Annotated in this window: 17 protein-coding genes; 7 read left to right on the forward strand and 10 right to left on the reverse strand. The window is 64.1% G+C overall.

Features of this window, described 5'->3' with window-relative positions; genetic code table 11:
* Window positions 1–21 precede the first annotated feature (21 nt).
* On the reverse strand, window positions 22–1,506 hold the full coding sequence (locus J7I89_RS13140) for an NCS1 family nucleobase:cation symporter-1 (protein WP_214970931.1): 1,485 nt from the start codon (window positions 1,504–1,506) through the stop codon (window positions 22–24).
* Window positions 1,507–1,737: 231 nt separating this feature from the next.
* On the opposite strand from J7I89_RS13140, the gene J7I89_RS13145 reads away from it, so the two are divergent.
* Window positions 1,738–2,211, forward strand: coding sequence for a GNAT family N-acetyltransferase (locus J7I89_RS13145; RefSeq protein WP_214970934.1), 474 nt, complete (start codon window positions 1,738–1,740; stop codon window positions 2,209–2,211).
* 42 nt (window positions 2,212–2,253) lie between these two features.
* Here the strand turns inward: J7I89_RS13145 and J7I89_RS13150 are convergent, their stop codons facing one another.
* Complete coding sequence (locus J7I89_RS13150; RefSeq protein ID WP_214970936.1) at window positions 2,254–3,288, reverse strand: NAD(P)-dependent alcohol dehydrogenase; 1,035 nt, start codon at window positions 3,286–3,288, stop codon at window positions 2,254–2,256.
* A 106-nt stretch (window positions 3,289–3,394) separates the two neighbouring features.
* On the opposite strand from J7I89_RS13150, the gene J7I89_RS13155 reads away from it, so the two are divergent.
* The 3 genes from J7I89_RS13155 (at window position 3,395) to J7I89_RS13165 (ending at window position 4,960) form a co-directional block, all read left to right on the forward strand.
* On the forward strand, window positions 3,395–4,102 hold the full coding sequence (locus tag J7I89_RS13155; RefSeq protein WP_308159903.1) for a TetR/AcrR family transcriptional regulator C-terminal domain-containing protein: 708 nt from the start codon (window positions 3,395–3,397) through the stop codon (window positions 4,100–4,102).
* A 107-nt stretch (window positions 4,103–4,209) separates the two neighbouring features.
* Entirely contained in the window at window positions 4,210–4,611 is a 402-nt protein-coding gene (locus tag J7I89_RS13160; RefSeq protein WP_214970942.1) for a RidA family protein, read from the forward strand.
* A 34-nt stretch (window positions 4,612–4,645) separates the two neighbouring features.
* Window positions 4,646–4,960, forward strand: coding sequence for a DUF1697 domain-containing protein (locus tag J7I89_RS13165; protein ID WP_214970945.1), 315 nt, complete (start codon window positions 4,646–4,648; stop codon window positions 4,958–4,960).
* 365 nt (window positions 4,961–5,325) lie between these two features.
* On the opposite strand, the gene J7I89_RS13170 is transcribed toward J7I89_RS13165, so the two are convergent.
* The 3 genes from J7I89_RS13170 to J7I89_RS13180 all read right to left on the reverse strand — a co-directional run bounded on the left by J7I89_RS13170 (window position 5,326) and on the right by J7I89_RS13180 (window position 7,814).
* Window positions 5,326–5,976: a dihydrofolate reductase family protein gene (locus J7I89_RS13170; RefSeq protein ID WP_214970947.1), complete on the reverse strand. Its 651-nt coding sequence runs from the start codon at window positions 5,974–5,976 to the stop codon at window positions 5,326–5,328.
* 230 nt (window positions 5,977–6,206) lie between these two features.
* Entirely contained in the window at window positions 6,207–7,166 is a 960-nt protein-coding gene (locus J7I89_RS13175) for a hypothetical protein (protein WP_214970949.1), read from the reverse strand.
* 9 nt (window positions 7,167–7,175) lie between these two features.
* Entirely contained in the window at window positions 7,176–7,814 is a 639-nt protein-coding gene (locus J7I89_RS13180) for a MerR family transcriptional regulator (RefSeq protein WP_214970951.1), read from the reverse strand.
* 326 nt (window positions 7,815–8,140) lie between these two features.
* Between J7I89_RS13180 and J7I89_RS13185 the strand changes: the two genes are divergently transcribed.
* On the forward strand, window positions 8,141–10,639 hold the full coding sequence (locus J7I89_RS13185; protein ID WP_214970953.1) for an ATP-dependent Clp protease ATP-binding subunit: 2,499 nt from the start codon (window positions 8,141–8,143) through the stop codon (window positions 10,637–10,639).
* Window positions 10,640–10,756: 117 nt separating this feature from the next.
* Here J7I89_RS13185 and J7I89_RS13190 read toward each other — a convergent pair whose 3' ends face one another.
* Entirely contained in the window at window positions 10,757–12,733 is a 1,977-nt protein-coding gene (locus tag J7I89_RS13190; RefSeq protein WP_214970955.1) for an aconitate hydratase, read from the reverse strand.
* Window positions 12,734–13,452: 719 nt separating this feature from the next.
* On the opposite strand from J7I89_RS13190, the gene J7I89_RS13195 reads away from it, so the two are divergent.
* The gene (locus tag J7I89_RS13195) at window positions 13,453–13,749 is read left to right on the forward strand and encodes a hypothetical protein (RefSeq protein WP_214970957.1); all 297 of its coding nucleotides are present in this window, start codon (window positions 13,453–13,455) and stop codon (window positions 13,747–13,749) included.
* A gap of 220 nt (window positions 13,750–13,969) precedes the next feature.
* Here the strand turns inward: J7I89_RS13195 and J7I89_RS13200 are convergent, their stop codons facing one another.
* Window positions 13,970–14,272 carry a hypothetical protein gene (locus J7I89_RS13200; RefSeq protein WP_214970960.1) on the reverse strand — a complete coding sequence of 101 codons (303 nt, stop codon included), beginning with the start codon at window positions 14,270–14,272 and terminating at the stop codon, window positions 13,970–13,972.
* Between the two features lie 522 nt (window positions 14,273–14,794).
* Between J7I89_RS13200 and J7I89_RS13205 the strand changes: the two genes are divergently transcribed.
* Window positions 14,795–16,276 (forward strand): MFS transporter, encoded by a 1,482-nt coding sequence (locus J7I89_RS13205; RefSeq protein ID WP_214970963.1) that lies wholly within the window; start codon window positions 14,795–14,797, stop codon window positions 16,274–16,276.
* A 58-nt stretch (window positions 16,277–16,334) separates the two neighbouring features.
* On the opposite strand, the gene J7I89_RS13210 is transcribed toward J7I89_RS13205, so the two are convergent.
* From J7I89_RS13210 to J7I89_RS13220, 3 genes are all read right to left on the reverse strand, one after another.
* Window positions 16,335–17,519 carry an MFS transporter gene (locus tag J7I89_RS13210; protein ID WP_214970966.1) on the reverse strand — a complete coding sequence of 395 codons (1,185 nt, stop codon included), beginning with the start codon at window positions 17,517–17,519 and terminating at the stop codon, window positions 16,335–16,337.
* A gap of 109 nt (window positions 17,520–17,628) precedes the next feature.
* Window positions 17,629–19,467, reverse strand: a complete 1,839-nt coding sequence (locus J7I89_RS13215; RefSeq protein WP_285290210.1) for a glycoside hydrolase family 15 protein — start codon at window positions 19,465–19,467, stop codon at window positions 17,629–17,631.
* Between the two features lie 122 nt (window positions 19,468–19,589).
* Window positions 19,590–21,758, reverse strand: a complete 2,169-nt coding sequence (locus tag J7I89_RS13220) for a bifunctional polysaccharide deacetylase/glycosyltransferase family 2 protein (RefSeq protein WP_214970972.1) — start codon at window positions 21,756–21,758, stop codon at window positions 19,590–19,592.
* Window positions 21,759–22,221: the final 463 nt, after the last annotated feature.

The raw sequence follows: 22,221 nt of genomic DNA on the forward strand, positions 1-22,221 counted from the left end.
CTGAGAGCCGCTACCCCTGGCTCACCGCGTCTGGGGAACCTGCGTCCACGGTGCGCCCGGATCGGCCTCTTCGGCGGCAGCGGCCATGATGGATTCGGCCAGACTCGTGTCGTGGCGAGAGATTAGATAATGCACCGCGGCCGCCACGAGTGCTCCGAGGAACCAAGAGAACGCCGAGAAGGCGCCAAATACCGGAACCAGGGCGAAGACCACCGCCGGGACGGCCGAGACGACAAACGAGATGACCGCTTTCTGGTTCCAGCCGCCTGTATAGGTGTAGTACCCCTGTTCCCTGAACAGGTCTCGAACCAGCACCTGCTGCCTGCGGAGCACATAGTAGTCAACCATGATGATCCCGAACAGCGGCCCGAGCAGCGCCCCGAGCCCGCCGAGGAACAGGTTAATCACGACCGGACTATTGAACAGGTTCCAAGGCGTAATGACGAGGGCGATCATTGCGGCCATCAGGCCACCGCGCCTGAAATCAATCCGCGCGGGCCAGACATTCGCGAGGTCGTAAGCCGGCGAGACGAAGTTTGCCACCACATTGATCCCCAGCGTTGCCACAGCGAAGGTGACAGCGCCAAGCAGAAGCGCCCAAATACTGTCGATCCTCCCAACGATCTCTACCGGGTCGTAGATGTACTCCCCATACACCTTGAACGTTCCGGCGGTGACAACGACGGAGACCACGGAGAAGGCGATGAAGTTCACCGGCAGCCCCCACAGGTTCGCCGTGCGCACTGCTTTGCGGGAGGGCGCGAACCGGGAAAAGTCGCAGAAGTTGAGCATCAGGGTGGAGAAGTACGTCACCGTCAGCGCCACGGCGGCGAAGAAGGCGTGTGTGACCCCCCATTCCGCCGTGCCTCCCGGCAGGTCGAGTGAAATATTCCACCCCGCATTGATCAGGATGTAAACGACCAACAGGCCCATCACCGCCCAGACTGCCGGACCGGCCCAGTCCTGAAACCTCCGGATCGTCTCCATGCCGTTTCGAAGCAAAAGAAGCTGGAGCGACCACATCAACAGGAAGGCCAGCCAGCCCAGGGTGGATTCGCCCAGGAAATTGTTCTCGGTCAGGCCTTGCAGTTCGGGCCAGATCTTGAGGGCGATGATGATGACGGCACGGGAGGCCAGCCAAGTCTGGATGCCGTACCAGGCAATCGCGACCAGGGCACGAAGCAGTGCGGGAAGGTTGGCACCGAACGTTCCAAACGAGATCCTGGCGAGCACGGGGTACGGAACTCCGGTCTTCTGGCCGGCGTATCCGGAGAAGTTCATCAGGACAAAAACGATCACAATCCCCGCAACCAGGGCAAGGAACACCTGCCAGGCACCAAGGCCCAACGCGAAGAGCCCCGCAGCGAACGTGTAACCGCCGAGCGAATGTATGTCCGACATCCACATCGCAAACAGTGAATAGAAACCCCATGTGCGATGCTCGGCCGGTGCGAGGTCTTCGTTGTACAGACGCCGGCTGACCCCCGGCGGAATCGCGTGAGACACCTACTCCTCACTTCCCAAATGTCCACACGCTGAACGCAAGATTGAAGCCCGTACCAGCATGGGATCCGATGGCGCACCCATTGCTGCCAATATACTCAGCTTGGCCATAGGGAAACAGATCCACAATCTCTGGCCGCGTAACCCGGAAACAATGATGAAACTGGCTCAAGAGCGCGACGCGCGCACCGCCTTACTTTCGTATTGGTTGGGTGCGCCGGTAAATTTGAGGCGATGATTCAGATTGACCACGATGACCCCGCGCGCCGGGATGTCCACCAACTCCTGAGCGAGCACCTGGCGGACATGTTCGCCACTTCGCCGGCCGAAAGTGTGCACGCGCTGGACCAATCAGCGCTGTCCGGACCGTCGATCACGTTTTGGACGGCCCGCGAGGAAGGCGAGCTCCTGGGGTGTGGCGCGCTCAAACTCCTCGAATCCGCGCACGGCTCAGCGAAGCACGGCGAAATCAAGTCCATGCGCACCACAGCAAGTGCGCGGGGACGCGGCGTCGCCACCCTCATGCTCAGGCACATCCTGGACGAAGCCCGGAGCCGAGACTACGGGCGCATCTACCTTGAGACAGGAACCGAGGAGTACTTCGCTCCCGCACGGCGGCTGTACGCCCGCAACGGATTCACCGAGTGCCAGCCTTTTGCCGACTACGCCCTGGACCCAAACAGCGTTTTCATGGAACTCCGCCTCTAGCGAAAGACTGACCCGGTCATGATGCGAGGTCAGTGCTGAGGCTTAGATGGTGATCACGACTTTCCCGCGGGCCTTGCCGGCGTCGAAGTAGCGCATCGCGTCGGGAACCCGCTCCAGTGGATAAGTACGATCGATTGCAGGGACAATCGTGCCCTTTTCCAGGAGGTCGGCGAGGTGTTCGAGGTCCGCTGAACTTTCTGTGCCAATGACCATGGTCAGCCGCTGACGGATGAACGGGGACAGCGCCAGGGCACGGAATTGCCGGTCCAAACTGCCGGTCCAGGACCCGCCTTCCTCGCCGCCGGTAATGACAGCCGTGCCGGTTGTGGTGAGCGCCCGGCGGAGGCGTGACAGGGTGGGGTTCCCGGCGATGTCCAGGATCACGTCGTAGTGTTCGGTGCCGTCGGCGAAGTCCTGCCTGGTGTAGTCGATGACGTGCTCGGCGCCGAGGGAGCGTACCAGGTCCATTTTCATTCCGCTGCAGACGCCGGTGACCACGGCCCCTGCCGCCTTGGAGAGCTGCACTGCGTAGCTGCCGACCCCGCCCGAGGCCCCGAGGATCAGTACCTTGTGTCCCGGCGCTATTGGGCCGGCGGTTCGGATTGCTTGCAGTGCGGTGCAGCCGGAAACCGGAACTACCGAGGCCTGTTCGAAACTGATGTTCGCCGGTTTACGGGCGAGTTGGTTTTCGCGGGCCGTGGCGTACTCAGCGAAGGAGCCCTTCCCGACGCCGAAGACTTGGTCCCCGGTGGCGAAGCGGGTGACTGCCGCTCCCACGGCCGTCACGGTGCCGGCCAAGTCCAGCCCCGGGACAGGGTTTTTGGGGACGCGGACGCCGTAGGCCAGACGCAGCGCGTAGGGCAAGCCCGTGGTCACATGCCAGGTCCCGCGGTCCAGCCCTGCTGCGTGGACCCGAACCAGCACTTCGTCTTCTGCAATCTTCGGCTTGGGGATCTGCGCCATGTGCAGGACATCGGCGGAGCCGTAGGCCTCCTGCACGATGGCCCGCATCGTGACCTCCGCCGCGGTCGAGCCGCTCGAACGAGGACTCTGCTGAGCTTGCTGACCAGGGGTCATGGCCGTTCCTTTCAAACATTTGTGGTGTGCAGCCCACCGATTCGTACGCTGTACTAAGGAGAATATCGTACAATGTACTAAAGTGCTACAGCCCAAAGGAGTTTCAGTGTCGACCACTTCGCCGCCCGCCCCCCGGAAGCGACATCCGCTCAGCCGGGAGAAGGTGCTCGAGTGCGCCTTGGACCTCGCCGATGAGTTGGGAATCGGCGCACTGACCATTCGCTCGCTCGCCCAGAGCATGGGAACCAAACCCATGTCGCTCTACTACTACGTGGCCAACAAGGATGAGATCCTGGACGGCATCGTGGACCTCGTTTTCAGCGAAATCGAACTTCCCTCCCCCGCGGGCGACTGGCGGGAGGAAATGCACCGGAGGGCGCACGAGGTGCGTGCAGCGCTCAGACGCCACCCGTGGGCGGTCGGGCTGCTCGAAAGCCGCTCCTCCCCCGGCGCAGCAAACCTGCGCCACCATGACGCAACTCTGGGCACACTAAGGGCAGCGGGTTTTTCTGTTCAGTTGACAGCCCACGCCTACGCCCTGCTCGACAGCTACATCTACGGATTCGCCCTCCAGGAAGCCGCCCTGCCGTTTGACGGCCGGGACACCCCCGCCGAGATCACGACGCCGATTGTTGAGCGCTTTTCGACCGGGCAGTACCCCCATCTGGTCGAGATTGCCACCGAACACGTCCTCAAACCCGGCTACGACTTTGGAGATGAGTTCGACTTCGGGCTGAACCTCATTCTTGACGGCCTCAGCCGCTCAATTCCCACAACAGGCTCAGACCCGGAGCATCAGCAGCCCAGCTCCTGAACAGCTGAACCCACGGCGGCCTTCAGCGCGACTAAAACGCAGCGGCGTGTCCATCACGGGTCGGCTGGGCCGCACCCTCTGTCGGCGGTCAGTGGGAACATACAGGCATGGCACCCATACAGCGCATCCGCCCCGAGGGGCTCATCTCGAGCCCGGCCTTCAGCCACGTCGCCATCGTGCCGCCCGGCGCGACCACCATCTACGTCGGCGGTCAGAACGCCGTCGACGTCGACGGCTCACTCGTCGGAGAGGGAGACGTGGCCGTGCAGTCTGCCCGCGCCCTAGAGAACGCGAGGACCGCGCTCGCCGCGGCCGGCGCGACCCTCGGCGACGTCGTGCACTGGACGGTGCTCTTCGTCGACGGCGTCGACCTCGCAGCGGGGTACGGGGCGATCGTGTCGGAACTCGCATCCGATGAGCCGGCCCTGGTGACTGCGGCGCGCGTCGCTGGGCTGGGCGTGCCCGGGGCGCTCGTCGAGATCAGCGCGATCGCCGCGGTGCTGCCATGAAAGTTCGGCCGTCACCCGAACGCCGGGGGAATTGATGCCGTCGTCTGTCGCATTGCTACGCGGCATCAACGTGGGCGGCAAGAACCTGATTCGCATGCCGGACCTCTCTGCGTGCTTCCGCGACGCCGGACATCGGGACGTGCGTACCTACATCCAGAGCGGCAACGTCCTGTTCACGCCGGATCACGCGGCCGGGCCGGAGCTCGAGGACGCGCTCGAGCGCGGGGCTGAAGCAACGACATTGCGGGCCTCACTCATGATTCGCATCGCACGGCCGATACTCCCCGAATGCTTCCCATTCCTACCCAAAAACTTCACTGGAGCTATGGAGAACCAAGGGAAGTCTTGATCCAGCGGCGCAATTGTTAACCCAGCAGCACACCATCGGAACTAAACCGCTGAAGCAGAATGCAACAAGCGAAAGGCGCGGGAGCAGGAGGAGCCATGAATTAAGCGGAAGCCCTGGAAGAAGCGTCGGTTTCGGCGCTACCATTTCGGATCACCATAGCTGCCTGACATGAAGCGGATAGCAGCATCTCGGGCTCACAATGGGACCTCACGCGAAGGCACGGAGTTGAAAGTGTCGAGCGGAATCAGTTGCCCGATAACGGGGCGGTGGACTCCATCCGCCATTCAGCAGACATGGACCTCCGGCAACTGCACTCAAGCCGAAAGCGGGCAAATCTGGCCCGACTGTCGTGACTGAAAGCCCGCTCAATGATCCTGTACTAACGTTGGACCGCCGCCCGGCGGAGCGCTTAGCACGGTGGGGACGTACTCGAGCAGCTGGAGCCGACCATCGAAGGTCCTGCTGTCCACCATGTCGAGCGAGACATCCGGATAGCCGTCGTAGATCCGCTCCCGTCCTGTGCGGCCCGTGATCACCGGGAAGACGACCACCCTGAACCTGTCCACGAGGCCAGCGGTCAGCAGCGACCGGCAGAGGCTGAGGCTCCCGAGGGTGCTCAAGGGCCCGCTCCCGGTCCGTTTCATCTCCGTCACGGCGTCGACCGCGTCCCCGGTGACCAGCTCCGAGTTCGGCCAAGTGAGGGGCGCCTGCAGGGTGGAGGAGAAGACGACTTTGGGCACGGCTGCAAGGCCGGTCAGGCTGGCCCCCTCATTCTCGGAGAATGCCGAGTCCTGGGCCGCGGCCTCCTCTGACATGCTGGACATCAGCCGGTACGTGTTCGCCCCGAGAAGGAAGGTGTAGTCCTTCTCCCCCTCCTGCTCGAGCCAAGCCAGGTATTCCGGCCCCTCCAGACCCCACCAGCCTGGCCATCCCTCGGCCGAGGCGTACCCGTCCAAGGATATGATCAGGTCGACCATCAGCTCCGCTGATGACGCCTCTGCAGTTGTCTCGCCCATGGCCGTCTCCTCGGTTTAATCGACGTCAGTGTCCGCCGGGCCCCGGCCAGGGACAGCCGGTTCCCGTCCGGGTCCAGCCAAGCCACGCCCCAGCAAGGTCCCTGACCGGCATCACGCTGTACAGGTGCGCCATCGACGCCGTGCCGGCAATGCTATCCCTGGCGCGATCAGACGTTCAAGGGGAGACGCCTTGACTCAGGGGAAAGCGCCGCCCGGGACCCGGCCGGCCTCTATGCAGCGGGACGCACCGCGACTACCCCGCGGCGCCCCCGGGTGAGGACGACGAGGACGGCGAGGCCCGCTGCCGCGAGGAGCGTCACGCCCCAGATCGTGAAGGCTACATCGGGGCGCACCACCGACTGCCCGGCCAGAGCCTGCACCGTGAGTATGGCAAGGGCGCCCAGGTAGGACATGACCAGGATCCAGAGCAGGCCCAGGCGCGTGGCAGCGGGCTGCAACAACGTAATCCGTCGGGCACCAAGTTCGAGCAGCACGGCCGCGAGCGGAATGATCTGGAGGGCGTGCATGCCTACGAAATGGGGCACGCGCAGGTCTCCCGCCTCGGTGCTCCAGCCCAGCAGCGGAAGGCCGGCGCCGCCGTCGGGAAGGCCGACCGTGTGTGCCCCAGCGATGCCTTGGAAGTTGTTGAGCTGGTCAGCCGTGGGGCCCGTCATGAGGAACGCCAGGGCCATCCCGATGAGCGCGATGACAAGCCCGGCCCGGATCGACAAGGAGCGCGCGGGGTCACCGAGCGGTGCCCTGAAGAGCAGCAGTGCCACGAGCAGTGCCGCGAGCCAAACGATGACGATCGATGCGGCCATGACGGACCAGAGGCCCGCCGCAAGCGGCGTGGAGACGTTGAAGTGGCTCGTATTGCCCGCCGCCGCAGCTCCTCCGATAATGACCATTTCCACAGCGAGGAAGACAGCGGACACCGTCCCGGCCCACCAGGCCAGCCGCCGCCAGCGCGGCAGCTGGCCCAGCAGCCAGGACAGCGTCACGGCGTAGATCAGGATGGACGTGGAGAATTTGAAGGGCTTGGCCCAGAGCGGTGCCCCGTCCAGCAGTCGGGGGTCGAAGACCAGTCCCGCCAGGGCCACGGGGGCCGAGGCTGCCATGGCGAGGCTGAGCCAGAGCAGCGGGTGGTGCCAGCGGGTCTGGAGGGCAGGAAACGAAGTGGTTGCGGTCATGGACATTTTTCACTCCCGGGTGGGTGTGCGGTCGGGCTCGGACGGTACGGGATATCGCAGGGTGGAGACATGCTCCTGCGCTGCACGGCGAAGCCCGGAAAAAAGGGCGTCGCCCAACACGGTGCCGATGACTACGGTTTCTGCCATGTCCTCACGGCTGCCCCGGGCCTCGACCTGGTCAAGGTCGGCCTCGGCGACCAGCAGGGCCGCGGCGGCGTAGCGGGAGAACCAGTTCCGTTCATCCCTCTGGCCCAGCGATTCGAAGGTCTGCAGCACATGGGCAGCGGCGAGCCGGCCCGGGTTGTCCCCGGAGACGCGCCAGCCCTCAACCAGGCGATCGATGCCGGCGAGGGCCTCGGGGTCGATGTCGGCCGGATCGATCGTAGCGGAGACCGCTCGCTGCGCTACCCCGAACGACTGGGTCAGCGGAAGCTCCGAATCGACCGCGTCGATGACGCCTCGTGCCGTCGCGACGCTGAGTCCGCCGACTTCCAGGAGGCCACGGATGAGGCGTAGACGACGCAAATGCTCCTCGCCGTAGCGCGCCTGGTTCGGCCCCGTCCGTTCACCCGCGGGAAGCAGCCGCTCCCGCAGATAGAACTTGATGGTTGCGACCGGGATGCCGCTGGCCCTGCTCAATTCAGCCATGCGCATATGGATAGTGTAACTATCCGATAGCTTCACTGTCTATATCTCGTCGTCTTGGGACGATAACGGCGCCGGCGCGGTGGCGTTGCGAATCGCCGCGCAACTGGGAGAGCTCAAGTTCGACCGGATCTACGGTGTTCAAGCCTGGACACGGTGACATCGGCGAATTCAGTGTTCACGGCGTGCTCCCGAGCGTTGCAAGAGGACGTTCTGTGAGCTCGCGGTCTGCCCTCCTGGCCTTCTCATATCCTGCGTCTCGGCGAACACCCCATGAGGGCCCGCAGCGACGTAGCATCAAGGTAGAAGGAAGCCAGGAGTGTGGCGAAATGTTTGAGCGATTTACGGACCGTGCCCGTCGCGTAGTTGTGCTTGCCCAAGAAGAGGCACGCATGCTGAACCACAACTACATTGGTACCGAACACATCCTCTTGGGTCTGATCCACGAGGGTGACGGCGTTGCTGCAAAGGCGCTTGAGTCCTTGAGCATTTCGCTCGACGGCGTCCGCGAGCAGGTACAGGAGATCATCGGCCAGGGCCAGCAGGCGCCGTCCGGCCACATCCCCTTCACGCCCCGCGCGAAGAAGGTGCTTGAGCTCGCACTCCGTGAAGCCCTGCAACTGGGCCACAACTACATCGGTACGGAGCACATCCTGCTCGGCCTCGTCCGTGAGGGTGAGGGCGTTGCGGCCCAGGTGCTCGTCAAGCTCGGAGCCGACCTCACCCGGGTCCGCCAGCAGGTCATCCAGCTGCTCTCCGGCTACCAGGGCAAGGAAAAAACCACCGGCGCGGGCGAGGGCCCGGCTCAGGCAGAAGGTGCTCCTGCCGGTTCCGCGGTCCTGGACCAGTTCGGCCGGAACCTGACCCAGGCTGCGCGCGAGAACAAGCTGGACCCGGTGATCGGACGCGAACGGGAAATGGAACGCGTCATGCAGGTCCTTTCCCGCCGCACCAAGAACAACCCGGTGCTGATCGGTGAGCCCGGCGTCGGCAAGACCGCCGTCGTCGAGGGCCTAGCTCAGGCGATCGTCCGCGGCGACGTCCCGGCGACCCTCAAGGACAAGCAGATCTACACCCTTGACCTGGGATCCGTCGTTGCCGGCTCCCGCTACCGCGGCGACTTCGAAGAGCGTCTTAAGAAGGTCCTCAAGGAAATCCGGACGCGCGGCGACATCATCCTCTTCATCGATGAAATCCACACCCTCGTGGGTGCCGGTGCCGCGGAAGGGGCCATCGATGCGGCCTCGATCCTCAAGCCGTTGCTGGCCCGCGGTGAGCTGCAGACCATCGGCGCCACCACGCTGGATGAGTACCGCAAGCACATCGAGAAGGATGCCGCCCTGGAGCGCCGGTTCCAGCCGATCCAGGTTCAGGAACCCGCTGTGGCCCACGCTATCGAGATCCTCAAGGGCCTGCGTGACCGCTACGAAGCGCACCACCGCGTCACTATCACCGACGGCGCACTGGTCGCCGCCGCGAATCTCTCCGAGCGCTACATCTCGGACCGCTTCCTGCCGGACAAGGCGATCGACCTCATCGACGAAGCCGGCGCCCGCCTCCGCATCCGGCGCATGACAGCCCCTCCGGAGCTGAAGGCCCTTGCAGAAAAGATTGCCGTCGTCAAAGGGGAAAAGGAGTCTGCCATTGACGCCGGGGACTACGAGGGGGCCGCGTCGCTACGCGGCAAGGAGCAGAAGCTCATTGCCGAACGTGCCGAGAAGGAGCGCCACTGGAAGACCCACGGCGTGGATGACAGCTCGGAGGTGGACGAGGACCTGATCGCGGAGGTGCTGGCGAACTCTACGGGCATCCCCGTCTTCAAGCTGACCGAGAAAGAATCCTCGCGGCTGCTCAAAATGGAAGACGAGCTGCACCAGCGTGTTGTAGGCCAGGACGAAGCGATTAGGTCGGTTTCGCGGGCTATCCGCCGCACCCGTGCCGGCCTGAAGGACCCCAAGCGTCCGGGTGGCTCGTTCATCTTTGCCGGCCCCACCGGCGTCGGCAAGACCGAGCTCGCCAAGGCCCTCGCCGAGTTCCTCTTCGCCGACGAAGACGCTCTGATCAGCCTGGACATGTCCGAGTACTCGGAGAAGCACACGGTATCGCGCCTCTTCGGCGCCCCTCCGGGCTACGTCGGATACGACGAGGGCGGGCAGCTGACCGAAAAGGTCCGCCGCCGACCCTTCTCTGTGGTCCTGTTCGACGAAGTGGAAAAGGCCCACGCGGACCTCTTCAACTCCCTCCTGCAGATCTTGGAAGACGGCCGCCTGACCGATAGCCATGGCCGGGTGGTGGACTTCAAGAACACCGTGATCATCATGACCACCAACCTCGGCACCAGAGACATCTCCAAGAGCGTGGCCACCGGCTTCCAGTCCGGCACCGACACGCAAACCGGCTACAACCGGATGCGGGCCCGCGTCACGGAAGAGCTCAAGCAGCACTTCCGCCCCGAGTTCCTCAACCGCGTAGACGACGTCATCGTCTTCCCCCAGCTGACGCAGAACGAGATCATCCAGATCGTGAACCTGATGATCGGCCGTCTGGAGAAGCGCCTTGCGGACAAGAACATGGGCATCGAACTCACCACCGCGGCAAAGGTACTCCTGGCCACCCGCGGCTACGATCCCGCCATGGGTGCACGCCCGCTGCGCCGCACCATCCAGCGCGAAATCGAAAACCAGCTCTCCGAGAAGATCCTCTTCGGCGAGCTGCACTCCGGCGACATCGTGGTGGTGGATGTGGACGGCGAAGGCGACGACGCCAAGTTCACCTTCACAGGAAACACCAAACCCCGGATCCCGGACGCACTGCCCGCCGCAACCTGAACAGCAGGCACGGCTGACCACCGTTGAGGCGGACTGAATTCCGTGCCTCACCACAAGCGCGTGTCAAATGCCTCGGCCTGTTGTAGGCATCGGGTCGTGATCCAGAGACTAAAGTTTTTAAGCATCGCTGGCGTCGCGTGCTTTACGCTCGCGCAGCCAGGGGATGAGGCCACCCGCAAGGAGCATGTCAACCTGACGCGTCGAGAGTCCGTGCCGCACAGGGTAGGCCTCATCGCGGGTCTCGTTGCGCACGAGGATCGCCGTGCCGGTCACGAGCGCCTCGCGTGTGCCTGTCAGTAGGAGCACATCGCCTTGCTGGATCCGATCATGGTCGGCAGGATTCGTGAATTCGAGTGCAAGGACGCCGAAGTTGGCCAGGTTCTGCCAGTGGATTCGAGCGAACGAGACGGCCACTACTGCGCGCAGTCCGAGGAAGCGCGGGGTGATCGCCGCGTGCTCTCGCGAGGATCCCTGGCCGTAGTTGGCGCCGGCGACCACTATGTGGCCCGACGTGTCGCGGGTTTGGGCGGCGCGGGCAGGGTAGGTTTCGTCGATCCGGGTAAACGTGAATTCGGCGAGCTTCGGGATGTTGCTTCGGTAGGGCAAAACGCGTGCACCGGCCGGCAGGATCTCATCGGTGGAGACATCATTCCCCATGACCAAGGCGACCGGCGCCTCGATGCGATCAGCGAGTGGCCCGAAGACCGGGAGCGAAGAGATGTTTTCGCCCTTGACCAGTGTCACTCCGGATGCTTCCTCCGGCGGCAAAGGCTTCTCGAGCATCGTCAGGTTCACGCTCGACACCTCGGGCAGTTCGAGCTCGGGGTACTCCAGGTCGTAGAGCTCCCGCAGGTCTCGCGGGTCGGTGATCGTCCCCGTGAGTGCGGCCGCAGCGGCCGTCTCGGGCGAGCACAGGTAAACCGAGTCTTCCTGGGTGCCCGAACGGCCCGGGAAGTTGCGCGGCATCGTGCGCAAGCTGTTCGTTCCGTTCGCGGGAGCCTGACCCATGCCGATGCAGCCCATGCATCCCGTTTGATGCAGCCGGGCGCCGGCGCTGATGAGATCGAAGGTCGCGCCCATTTTTGTCAGGTCCTGCAGGATCTGCCGGGAGCTGGGATTGACGTCGAAGGACAAGCCGGGGTGGGACTGCCGCCCCTTGGTGATTGCGGCGACAATCGCGAAGTCGCGGAGCCCCGGATTCGCGGAGGATCCGATCACGACCTGATTCACCGGCCTGCCGGCGACCTCCCGCACCTGAACGACATTGCCCGGGGAGCTGGGGAGCGCGATGAGCGGCTCGATCGTGGAGAGGTCGATCTCCTCGGTCACGTCGTAGGTGGAATCGGTGTCGGCGAGAAGTTCGGCGAAATCGCCCTCGCGCTGCTCGGAACGCAGGAAGGCACAGACCTGATCGTCGGCCGGGAAAACCGTCGTCGTTGCACCTAGTTCGGCGCCCATATTGGCGATCACGTGCCGGTCCATCGCGGTCAGTGTTGAGAGGCCGGGGCCATAGTACTCGATGATCCGGTTAACGCCACCGTGGACGCCGTGCCGACGCAGCATTTCGAGAATGACATCCTTGGCGCTTGTCCACGGCGGCAACTTTCCAATGAGCCGCACGCCCCAGATCTCCGGCATCTTGAGGTAGAGCGGTTCGCCCGCTATCGCCAGGGCCACCTCGGTGCCGCCGACACCGATAGCCAGCATCCCGAGCGAACCTGCGGCCGGGGTGTGGCTGTCGGAACCGACCATGGACTTGCCCGGAATGCCGAACCGCTGCATGTGGGTTGGGTGAGATACGCCGTTGCCGGCCTTCGAGAACCACAGACCGAACCGACGGCAGGCGGAGCGGAGAAAATCATGGTCCTCCGCGTTCTTGCTGTCGGCCTGCAAGAGGTTGTGGTCAACGTACTGCACGGACACCTCAGTGCGTGCGCGGTCGAGCCCTAGCGCCTCCAGCTCAAGCATGACCAGGGTTCCGGTCGCGTCCTGGGTGAGGGTCTGGTCAATGTGCAGACCGATCTCTGACCCCGGAATCATCTCCCCCGTAACCAGATGGGATGCGATGAGCTTCTGGGCGACGTTGTATGCCATAGTGAGCGTCCTTACTCAATAGGGCTGCCCCGGAGACCCGTCGAGTAAGGAACAGGCCCCGGGGCAAGCCGCTTATCCCAAACGTAGCCCGCTAATGGCGCCGGGACCAATAGTAGGCATCGGACCCTGCAACCTCGGCAGGCCGGGCCGGCCCTGCACCGTGAAGTCGGCTCACGCATACACATGGAAAGTGCCGCGAGGGCGAGAAGAACAGCCCCCATCACGCCTGATCGTGGTGTTTTGAGGCTGAGGGCATCACCGTACGGACTCTAAAGGGTTGCCTGTTGGAGCAGCAGATCGTCCCCAGGACTCTGCACGGGAACTGGTCCGCGACAGGGGACCGAAGATGGGCCAGGGACTGAACACGGGATGATGAACGGAGAGCCGTTGGGAGAGACTACCCGCGGGACAATCTACCTATTCGTCGCTGACGGCTTTGAATGTGGTGTCTCCCTGCTGATCTGGCAGCCGTCGGCAGCGCCTTGCCTGGTCCGTATAGGCACCAGCCCTCGCCATCTCGCGTGTCCGTCGCCGACGATGGGGTCCCCGCAGCGAGCGAAGAAATTTCCCCTGTGCGCGGTTGGCATTAGACAGGAATTGCCGAATTTACGAATTTATCAACTTACTGTCCGGTAAGGGTTACGTTCGCGGATTGCAGCCGTTAAGGTCGATTGAGGCTTGGGTAAGGGCCCGGCTGGAAGCTACAAAGGACCAGCTCCATGGCAAACACCGTGACATTTTCCGTTACAACTGTGCCCAAAAAAGGCGCGCAAGGCAGTTTCCGCGACACCGTCCTGAACCTTCGGACCGATGAACTCGAGGACTGTTTCTTGTCCGTGTTCCACGTCAGCGACTCCTACGCCCTGCTCAGCGGTGAAGCCCTCCCAGGCGCGCACACCGCCACCAACGCCGCGCTCCGCGCGTACCTGATCCGCCGGCTCACCGGAAACGACACCGGCATGGACTTCGATGTGAAGATCGATCAGGCCTCACAGTCCGCCCGCTCCTGTTCGTAACCCGAAGAATCAATGGCGGGGTAGTCAGCGATGACTCGGCCGGATATGGCGAACGCCGCGCCTTCCTGTACGACACAGAACGCGTCCAACCGGGCTTGGTCGGTGAAATCGTGCTCCCGCCCATCGAGGCCGATCCGGAGCACAGTTTGTCCGCACGCCGTACTTCGCCGGTTTCCGCCGGCCCCGGAGCTCTCCCCCATGTGACAGCGCAGAACAAGGGTTAGGGGGCGGCTACCTTCTCGACGGCGACCGTCTCGATGATTCTGGTCGATGGCTCACCGACCAACGCAGGCGCCGTCACACCGGTTTTCCACGTGTCGTTCTGCAGCCGGGCCAGGAAGTCGACTGCGGCCTCCTGCGTATCAAAATCCATCTCCAGCATCACGTAGTCCTCCTGGTCGAGCGGACGCGAGATGCGGTATGACAGCACCCCTGAAGCGGCGCGGTCCAGTGGGTCACTATCAAAAGCCCTCCTCCACATGCCGAAGTCCCGGACCTGGTGTTCGATCTGCAGGGTAATCATTGGGGTGCTCCTGTCGACGGTTCTACACGCCCAACGTTAGGCCCGGAAGGCCGCATCAAGTAAGGCGACGGGCAGGAGTGGCATTCCGCAGCTACGGCGCACCCGTACCGCCGAGGAAACCCTCCTGGCGAAAATGAACCGGCGAGTAGACCGGAATCCCCGATTGGAATGGGCACGAGCATCATTCGGCAAGTTGATTCCGAAGGTCCACTTAGAGGATCTTCCCACTGGCAGTGCGCCGCATCTCATGAACGAACACCACGGACTTGGGGATCTTGTAGCGGGCGAGCCGTCCGTCCAGGCGTCGCAGTCGTGCCGGTTATCCTCGGCGGCGGAGTGCCCTTCTTTGGCAGGATCAGCCGATGGAAGACGCTAAAGCTCCTGGAGTGCCGCCCCTTTCCGTCCGGCATAGTGCTGCTGAGCTACGGGCTAAAACGGCCTCCTGCCTGAATTCCTTTACAGGGGACTTCCCCGCCGGCGGCGACGGTGTCCCGCCCGTCAGTTGTCAGTAAACTGGGACGCATGACCGAGCAGGAACCGGCCCCGCCCAGGGCCGCTGCGGATGCGGCGGTCACCTCGGCGCCGGTCGAGGTCGGCGAGGCCCCGCGCCTCGCCGATCCCGACGCCGTCGACACGTCCTTGCGCAGTCCCGCACAGCGGTCCCGCACCTTCGCCGGGATCCTGGTGAATACCGCGCTGGCCAACATCACCACCAGCTACCTGTGGTTCGCCCTGACGTTCTGGGTGTACCTGGAAACGCGCAATGTGATCGCCACCGGGGTGATCGGAGGCGCCTACATGCTGTTGATCGCCCTTTCCAGCATCAGCTTCGGCACCTTTGTGGACCGCTACCGCAAGCTGGCCGTGATGCGCTTCGCCGCCGGCTTCACCCTGGTGATGTTCGTATTGTCCGGGGTCATGTTCCTGCTGACCCCCGCCGCCTGGCTCCTGGACCTGACACAGCCATGGTTCTGGGTCTTTACCCTGGTCATCCTGATCGGTGCGGTGGTGGAAAACATGCGCAACATTGCCCTCTCCACCACGGTCACCATCCTCATCGAGCCGGATCGGCGGGCTAACGCCAACGGGCTGGTGGGCATGGTGCAGGGACTGATGTTCATCGTCACCTCGCTACTCTCCGGCTTGTCGGTCGGGCTACTGGGCATGGGCTGGACGATCGTCGTCGCCCTGGCGCTCACGGCGCTGGCCTTCGCCCACCTGCTCATGCTGCGCATGCCCGAGGAGGTGCGCGCGGCCGCCACGGACGCACACGGCGGATTCGACCTGCGTGGCTCCCTCGCCGCCGTGCTGGCCATTTCAGGACTGTTCGCGCTGATCCTGTTCTCCACGTTCAACAACTTCATCGGTGGCGTCTACATGGCGTTGATGGACCCCTACGGCCTGGAGATGTTCCCCGTGGAGCTGTGGGGGACCTACTTCGCGTTCGGCGCCACCGGGTTCATCGTGGGTGGCGCTCTGATCGGCAAGCTCGGACTCGGGTCCAACCCGTTGCGCACCATGCTCATCGCGGTGATCCTGATGGGGGTCCTCGGTGCGGTCTTCACGCTGCGGGAATGGGCATGGCTGTACATCGCCGGGATCTGGCTGTACCTGGTCCTGGTGCCTTTCGTGGAGGCCGCCGAGCAGACGATCATCCAGCAGGTGGTGCCCCTGCACCGGCAGGGCCGGGTGTTCGGATTCGCCATGGCGTTCGAGTCCGCGGCAGCGCCGATCACCGCGTTCCTCATCGCGCCGATCGCCCAGGTCTGGATCATCCCGTACGCACGGTCCGCTGAGGGCGCCGCCCAGCTCGCCCCGCTGCTGGGCGAGGGCACCTCCCGCGGCATCGCCTTGGTGTTCCTGATGGCCGGGATCATCATGATCGCGGCCGCGCTCCTGGCCTTCCTGACCCCGGTCTACCGCCGGGTCTCGGCGTCGTACGCGGGGGCGGCTGCAGAGGCGCCGGGTACGGCGACACCGTCCGCTCGTCCTCTGGATAAGTAAGCAGGGGTTGAAGAGCGGGCCAACGTACGCGGCGGTGGCCGCCGCCGGATCGGTGGCTCTATGGCGAGGCTGGGGGCTTCCTCGGCCACTTTATCGACGCGGCACACAACACTGCTGAGGACATCCAAAGAGCGCCGCCTGGTCCGGTTGGTGGGGCAAGCAATCCTGCACCGACCGGCAGGGCGACTTGTCCGAGCCGGTTGCCCAGCAGTCTCAGCGCCAGTGCCGCCCCTCGCGCGTCCGGAGGAACCGCCTGGGTGATGAGTGTCATCGAGATCGGCTGTCCCAGTCCCAGGAAGAACCCCACGATGGCCAAGAGGACCGCCGCCAGCACGGGATTGCCGAACACCCACGGCAGGATGGCCAAGGTGATACCCGCCTCCGCGAGGCTGGCGGTGATGAGCCCGGTTCTGCTCCATCGGGACAGCATGACGGGGAGGAGCAAACGGGACGTAATCGAGGCGGCCGCCCGGATGGCCAGAAGGACGCCGATTCCGATTGGGACGATCCCGTTTTCCTCTCCAAGCAACGGGAGGAACGCAACAATAATGTCGGTCGTGGCCAGCAATGCAAGGCTGGCGAGCATGTTGGACTTTACCGTGGGGATGCCAAGAAGGTGGGCCACGGACTTCGATGTGGATGACTTCGCCGGCGCCGCCGCTGAGGTCTCCCGGGCGCTTGCGCCTTCCTTCGCCGATGCCCCCAGAGCCACCGGAATGGCTAGCACCGACACTGCACCGGCGAGTATCAATGCCGCATTGGCGTCCAAGAGCCGGGCGGTGGCGGGCACGTTTCCTGCCGATCCCATTGCCAGGCCTGCAACGAGTGGGCCAACGAGCTGGCCCAGGGAGAATGCCGCGGTGAACCAGCCGAAGGCTGTATCCATGCGGCTAAGCGGGACAAATCTGGCGATGGCTGACTGTCCAGCAATCGTGAAGCACAAGTGTCCGATACCCAGCACTGCGCTGGCGACACCGACGAGCAGCAGGGATGGGGCCGCAGATAGCAGGAGCGGACCGGCTGCGAGTAGGAGCGTCCCTACCAGGGTGATGCCCTTCATCGATGTTCTGTGGTCGGACATTCGCCCGAGCCACAGGGCGATCGCCACCGGAAGGAGGGCGAAGGAGGCAGAGGCCAGGCCAACTGCAACCGAGTCGCCGCCGAGGGCCAACACCTTATAGGAGATGAGCGGCCGTGCCAGATTGAGACCGATCTGGCAAAGCACCGCCGATGCGGTGACCATCCGGCTCCGGCAGTGTCAGCCCGGAGATTTATCCCTGCTTGCCTGGAACGGCCGCTGGACGGTCCGGAACGGTTCGTGTTTGCTGGCCCGATGATTGGGTGCCTGCGCGTCACACTCCAGTCCTAACGGCCAGGCTGAGACGGTCAACGCCGTGCATGGCGTCCGCCGCTCTCACGAGGGCCAGATGCGAGAATGCCTGTGGAAAGTTGCCGGCCATCCGTTGTTCCCTCACCGCGTACTCTTCACTTAGCAGGCCAAGCTCGTTGGAGAACCCCACTAACTTGTCCATGAGGATCGTAGCGTCGGCCTCGCGGCCTGTGCGCGCATACTGTTCCACGAGCCAAAACGAGCACGCAAGGAAAGGGTGCTCTCCGGGATCCAGCCCGTCGACCCCGCTCTCCGTACGGTAGCGCAGTAACAGGCCGCCGTCGGTGAGGAGTTCCTTCTCCAGCCGAGCGACGGTTCCCAGCATGTGCTTATCGTCGTAGGCAAGGAAACCGACCTGGGGCATCACCAGTAAGGCCGCATCGGTTTGCCCTCCGCCGTAAGTCTGCGTGAAGGAGTTCAGGTCCGGGTCAAATCCCTCATGCATGATCTCCATCCGCAGTCGCTCTCGGAGATCTTCCCAATGATCAGCGGCACCGGTCATTCCGTGGTCCCGTATAGCCCGGATGCCACTATCGAAGGCGGCCCACATCATCACCCGGGAATGTGTGAAGTACTGGGCATTGCCGCGCATCTCCCACAATCCGAAGTCGCGGTCCTCAATGTGTTTCTCGACAAAACCCAACAGTAGGCGCTGCAGGGCCCAGGAGAAGTGGTCTTCCTTGCCTCCGGCCAGGCGCAGCCGCTCCAATGCCACCATGACCTCACCGACTACGTCGGCCTGGAATTGAGCGACGGCGGCGTTTCCAATGCGCACAGGCTTGGAATCCCGGTATCCGGGCAGATGGGCAAGCTCCCTCTCAGGTAGATCCCGTTCTCCGCCCACGCCGTACATGATCTGCAGACTCTCCGGATCGCCGGCGAGAGCCCGAAGCAGCCAGTTGCGCCATTGAAGGGCCTCGGCCTCATAGCCATGGGTCAGCATGGATTCGAGTGTCAAGGCAGCATCGCGTAGCCAGCAGTAACGGTAGTCCCAGTTCCGCGGTCCGCCGAAGTCCTCTGGCAGGGATGTTGTCGGCGCCGCGACGATGCCGCCCGTCTCATAGTCCGTGAGGGCTCGCAGCACTAACAATGAACGCTGAACGGCCTTCCCATATGCCCCCTCCTGGCGACAATGACTGCCCCACCGCGTCCAGTAATGAACGGTTTGTTCTAGTGCGTCATCGATATCAAGGGCCGTCGGAACCTCGCGGTGAGATGGGAACCAGGACAGTTCGAAGTCGACAGTTTCGCCTTTTGAAACGTCGAAGTTTCCCTCATGCCCGTGTGCATAGGCGTGGGGAAGGTGCGGTCCCCTCAGGGCGATCGCATCCGGACCCGCCATGGCCAACAGGACCGTTCCCTCAGGATCTGCATGGTCTCGTACACGGCTCACCCAGGGCACAACGGCGCCATAGCCGGGTCTGATAATGAGCTGCTGGTGCATCTCGATGGTTCCGTCCAGCCCCGTGATTCGACGCAAGAGCGATGACCCCCCGAACCCCACCGGCATGAAGTCTGTCACCAAGACCCGTCCCGAGACTGTTTCCCAGGTGGTTTGCAGCACAAACGTCGAATCTACGTAGTGCCGATCAACAACGGCAGCGCCGGGATGGGCTGGAGCCAATAGCCACCGACCGTGATCGCCTGTTCCTATGAGGGCACTAAATAACGACGGGGAGTCGAAACGGGGGAAACAAAGCCAGTCCACGCTGCCCGTGCGGGAGACGAGAGGCCCGGTTTGTAGATCCGAAAGCAACGCATAATCCTCTATGGCAGCAGCCATAGCTTCACTCAACCACAACAGATTCAGATGGCGTTAGGGCTGGAGAAAGGAAAATTCTCCAGCCTAAGCCCAAAGGTGTGAAGGTAGGAACTGGCCACACACGCCACGCGGACGCCATAGTCTCAGGAGTTCTTGCACGCCTACGCTTGGCCCTGAGTGGCGGGCGGGACGCGCAGGCTGCCGTACCTCTCCATTCGGTGCCACCGCAGGTGCACGCCGGCCAAGGCGGTGACCACCGACTGGATGACCACGAGATACATGAGCTGCCGATACACGAACTGCTGAAGTGGAAGCGTCCACAGCGGGCGAAGCGGCTCATTGTCGAGCCGGAACGCGTAGGCGGCCATGAGGAATTGAACGACAAGGAAGGCGAGCCAGAGTGCCACGATCCGGAATGGATCGAGGAAGATCAGGCCGTAGACAGCAAAGACATCGACAACGGGCGCGAACAAGGGAAGCAGTACCTGGAGGACGAGCAGGTAGCCGAGCCCACGGCGGCCAAGCTTGCCGGCCGGTCCTCCCTGCACCACGGCGCCGCGGTGCTTCCACATGGCCTGCAACGTGCCGTAGCACCAGCGGTACCGCTGGCGCCACAAGGCACCGAGGCTCGCGGGTGCCTCCGTCCACGCCCTCGCGTCGTCCTGGTACACGACGCGCCAGCCGTCGCGGCACAGTGACATGGTCAGGTCCGTGTCCTCTGCGAGCGTGTCGTCGCTGACTCCGCCGACCCGGAGAAGGGCATCGCGGCGGAAGGCACCAATAGCCCCGGGGACGGTCGGCATGCACTCCGCGACGTCGAACAGTCTGCGGTCCAGATTGAAGCCAACGACGTACTCGATGTGCTGCCAGGCGCCGAGGATGCCTCCCCGGTTGGCGACCTTGGTGTTCCCCGAAATCGCACCTACCTGTGGGTCGGCGAATGGCTGAACGAGGGCATGAACCGTGTCCGGTTCGAAGACAGTGTCGCCGTCGACCATCACCACAAGATCGTAGCTGGCAACGCCAAGCCCGGCGTTCAGGGCCGACGGTTTGCCACCGTTCTCCTTCCGGATCACCGTGACGCCCGGAAGGCCAAGCGCTTCCACGATGTCTGCAGTTCCGTCGGTCGACCCGTCGTCGACCACGATGATCTCAACTGGATGGGTCGAGGCGACGATGGATCGGACCGCGGCTTCGATGCCGGCCGACTCGTTGTACGCCGGGACGATCACGCTGACCGGCTCCGTGATCTCGGGCTGGACTGGCACGTCCACCCGGCGTCGACCGCGGCCGGCCGCCCGGACGCGGCGTGCGGCGCGGCTATGGCGCGCCGCGAAACTGACCACGAGGACGGCCCGGATGAGCGTCACGATGCCGGCCGCAACGAGCGCCCAGGAGATGCACGTGACGACGAAGCCGCTGAGCCGGATGCCCCACACGAACGCCGTTCCGCTGATCTGTTCCACGCTGGACGTCTGCCGCGTGCTGTCAATCCCGACGGCGTCGCCGACGGTGGTCACGCGATAGCCCTGGCCAGCGAATCGCGACAGGGCGGAGTCGAGAGCGGCGACTGTCTGTTGCCTGTCGCCGCCGCCGTCGTGCATCAGGAGCACCTGCCCCTGCCGGCCGGACGGAAGGAGATTCCGCTCGATCGTCCCGACGCCTGGCCGTCGCCAGTCCTCGCTGTCGGTGGTGCTGAGCACAGTGAGGTAGCCGTCGTCCGCCGACGCTTGCATCGCGGACCAGGTGCCGTCGGTGACCGCACCGTTCTCAGAGCTGTACGGCGGACGCAGCAGGGAGGCCGCACGCCCCGTGATGCCGACGATCGCGTTCTGGGCACCTTGGACCTCGAGCTGTTGTCGCCACGTCGGCGCGGTACCGAGGTCGGCATGGGTGAGTGTGTGCACGCCGATCTCGTGGCCTTCCGCGATGATGCGGCGCACGAGGTCGGGGTTGTCGATCGCCGCCGAGCCGACCACGAAGAACGTCGCGTGAACGTGATGCTTCCGGAGGACCTCGAGAATTTGAGGCGTCCAGACCGGGTCCGGTCCGTCGTCAAACGTCAGTGCCACAGTGCGATCCGGTGGACGCACGGTACGGACCGTCCCGCCGCGGGAGTCGACGACGGGGCCACCCTGAGAGACGGCATTCGGGACAGTATTGGCGGTCGCACTCGCGGGCACGGAGTCGTCGCCGATCCCAGCGAGGTGATGCATGTACCCCTGCACGACGAGCGCGACACCCAGCGCAAACACGACGGTCAGAAGGATGAACCAGTGTGCCCTGACACTGGCCGGAGCAGAACCCTTGCTCAGGCGGCCTGCACTCACGGGTGGGTCGGCGCGGACGGTCGCGTCGTCTGGCCGGGAGCCGTCGCGCTCTTGCCCTGGCTCGCCGGTTCCGTGCTGGGCGCAGGCGAGGATCCGGAGGTGGAGGGGGCCGCACGTTGCATGCCCTTGCCATTGGTTGGTGGTGCTACCGGAACGGCCGAAGTCGCTGTCACCGGAGCCTGGACAGCGGCCGGCGCTGCAGGCTCCGCCGGTTCAGCTTCGCGTTCATGGAGCCCAGCCGCATTGGTAGCCGGCGCCGACGGGGATGACGGAAGAGCCGCCGGGGCGGGAGGCAGAGGTAAGTACGGCGCCGCGATGTTGGGGCCGCCGATGAACGCAACCAGCAGCAGGACGACATACCCTGCCACGAGCCCGAGGGCCCCGAGGCCGATGAACTTGACCCGTCGCAGGCGCCGACCTGACGCGTCGACAAAGACCGGCCCACGCGGTGACGCGGACCGCG

Origin of the sequence: Arthrobacter sp. ISL-5, assembly GCF_018613835.1 — a bacterium.
GTDB lineage: Bacteria > Actinomycetota > Actinomycetes > Actinomycetales > Micrococcaceae > Arthrobacter.